Origin of the sequence: Methanoculleus sp. (genome assembly GCF_035363275.1) — an archaeon.
Classification (GTDB): Archaea; Halobacteriota; Methanomicrobia; order Methanomicrobiales; family Methanoculleaceae; genus Methanoculleus.
The window spans coordinates 1-2518 of record NZ_DAOSET010000113.1; the positions used below are offsets into that span (position 1 = coordinate 1).

A 2518-nucleotide genomic window follows, 5' to 3' on the forward strand; every position below is an offset into this window, starting at 1 on the left:
GGCGCTCCTCGCGAGCGAGGAGAAGTTCCGCGAGATCGCACAGCGGAGCTTCGATATGATCTACACCTGCTACTACGATTCCGGGATCACCTACATCTCCCCGGCCGTGGCCCGTATCCTCGGCTACACCCCCGAAGAACTCATTGGCCGCGAGTGCCGCAACTACGTCAACCCGCTGTCGCTTCCCGCGTGGGAGGAGGGGCAGAAAAGGGTGGCCCGGGGCGAGCCGGTGGAGGGGCTCGAGGTCGAGTTCCGCCGCAAAGACGGGTCGGCGGCGTTCGTCGAGCTGAACGAGTCGGCGATCCTGGAGCACGGGAAGGTCGTCGGCGTCCAGACGGTCGGGCGGGACGTCACGGAGCGGAAACAGAACGAACTGCTTCGCCAGCAGGCCTTCTACCAGATTGAGCGGAACATCGAGCAGTTCGCCGTCCTCGGCGACCACATTCGCCAGCCCCTGCAGGTGACCCTGGGAAGGGCGGAGCTGCTTGACGACGAGGTGACAGCGGGGGTCATCCGCGAACAGGTCGAGCGTATCAACGACTATATCCGGCAGCTGGACCGGGGATGGGTGGAGTCCCGAAAGGTCCGCGAGTTTCTCCGGCGGCACGATCTGGAGTGACCCGCCAGCCCGGCCGGCCCCGGCCCCCGCGTTTTCCGGGAGGCAGGTGCGCGACCCTGTCCAGGGATGGTATAAATAGGTGCGGCCCGCCGCTGCCCGGCGACCGGTTTTATGCAGTTGCCATAGAAACAATTAGGGTAGTTATGCCGGGCAACACGACAGAAGGCTCATCGGCACGCATGATGGACGGCGCTATCCCCGCCGGCCTCTTCGCCGCCGTGCGGGAGCAGCGGCCGCTTATCCACCACATCACGAACAGCGTCACGATCAACGACTGCGCGAACATCACGATCTCTACCGGGGCCGCCCCGGTGATGGCCGAGGCGCCCGAGGAGGTTGCCGATATGGTCGCCGCCGCAGGCGCCCTCGTCCTGAACATCGGGACGCTCTCGGCGGCGCAGGTCGAGGCGATGCTCGCTGCCGGGCGCCGGGCAAACGACCTCGGCATCCCGGTCGTCCTCGACCCGGTCGGTGCGGGGGCGACGCCGTTCCGGACCGAAACAGTGCAAAAGCTCCTCGATGCTCTCGATGTCGCCGTCCTGAAGGGGAACGCCGGGGAGATCGGCGTCCTCGCCGGGACCGGCGGGAGCGTCCGTGGGGTCGACTCCGGCGGAATCTCGGGCGACCCCGTCGCAACGGCGCGGGCGTGCGCCCGCCTGACCGGGACCGTCGTATCGATGACGGGAGCGGTCGACGTCGTCACCGACGGGAGCCGGGTCTACCTCGTCAGGAACGGCAACCCGATGATGGACCGCCTCTCGGGCACCGGGTGCATGGCCTCCTCGGTTACAGCGGCGTTCGTCGCGGTCGCGGACGATTACGCGGTCGCGTCGGCCGCGGCGCTCGCGGCTTTCGGGCGGGCAGGAGAGCGGGCCGTTGCCGGGGCCCGCGGCCCCTACTCGTTCAGGACAGGACTCTTTGACGAGCTTGCCGGGCTCACGCCCGACGACCTCGCCCGGCACGCCCGGATCGAGGAGCGGTGATGGGATACGACCTCTACGTAGTCACCGACGAGAAGATCGGCCGCGGCCGATCCCACGCGGAGCTTGCCCGGCAGGCCGTCGCGGGGGGAGCGGACGCGGTCCAGCTCCGTGACAAGAACCTCTCCGGGCGGGACCTCTTCGCGGCAGCCCTCGCCATCCGGGAGATTACCTCTGACGCCGGCGCCCTCTTCATCGTGAACGACCGCCTGGACGTGGCCCTCGCGGCTGGTGCCGATGGGGTCCACCTCGGCGCAGGCGACCTCCCCATTGGGCGGGCCCGACGGATCGCCCCGCCGGGGTTCATCATCGGGGCCTCGGTGGGGTCCACCGCCACAGCGGCCCGGGCCGCGGCGGAGGGGGCCGATTACGTGGCGCTCAGCCCGACGTTTGCGACCAACTCGAAAGACGACGCGGGCCCGGGCCACGGGCTCGCCATGCTCGCGGCGGTCCGGGCCGCGGTCCCCCTTCCCCTCGTCGCGATCGGGGGGATCACCGTGGCAAACATCGCCGACGTCATCGCCGTGGGGGCGGACGGGGTCGCGGTGATCTCGGCGGTCGTCGGCAAGGACGACGTCACCGCTGCCGCACGGGACCTCCGGGCCCGGATCGCCGCCGCAAAGGCGAAAAGGCGTTAACCCTCTGACTCCGGCTTCCGGAGCGCCGGGGTCCTCTGGTGGAAGACCGCCCGCCATCGGCCGCCGCTCCGGGCGTATACGGTCGATACGTAGAGCATCTGCGCGCCGAAGGAGACGGTATAGGCGAGGACGGCACACCCCTCCCCGACGGGCACGACTCTCGGGTTCATGACGGCATACTTCGGAAATTCGTTGGGATTCTCCACGAGATCACGGAGGATCCCTTCCCTGTCCAGGATGCCCCAGGGGCTGACGACGAGGGCTTCCGGCGCGAGATAATC

At 68.9% G+C, this 2518-nt stretch carries 4 protein-coding genes; 3 read left to right on the plus strand and 1 reads right to left on the minus strand.

Going from position 1 to position 2518, the window contains the following annotated elements:
- The 3 genes from PLN84_RS13045 to thiE all read left to right on the plus strand — a co-directional run.
- The coding region (locus PLN84_RS13045) for a PAS domain S-box protein (protein ID WP_348532170.1) at positions 1-619 on the plus strand (619 nt) is incomplete at its 5' end.
- Between the two features lie 143 nt (positions 620-762).
- Complete coding sequence (gene thiM / locus PLN84_RS13050) at positions 763-1602, plus strand: hydroxyethylthiazole kinase (protein ID WP_292383191.1); 840 nt, start codon at positions 763-765, stop codon at positions 1600-1602.
- Positions 1602-2237: a thiamine phosphate synthase gene (gene thiE / locus PLN84_RS13055; protein ID WP_292383193.1), complete on the plus strand. Its 636-nt coding sequence runs from the start codon at positions 1602-1604 to the stop codon at positions 2235-2237. The genes thiM and thiE overlap by 1 nt, the downstream gene beginning before the upstream one ends.
- Here the strand turns inward: thiE and PLN84_RS13060 are convergent.
- Positions 2234-2518 (minus strand): nuclear transport factor 2 family protein (locus PLN84_RS13060; protein WP_348532171.1); only part of this gene is annotated, 285 nt, incomplete at its 5' end. The two genes, thiE and PLN84_RS13060, sit on opposite strands and share 4 nt — an antisense overlap.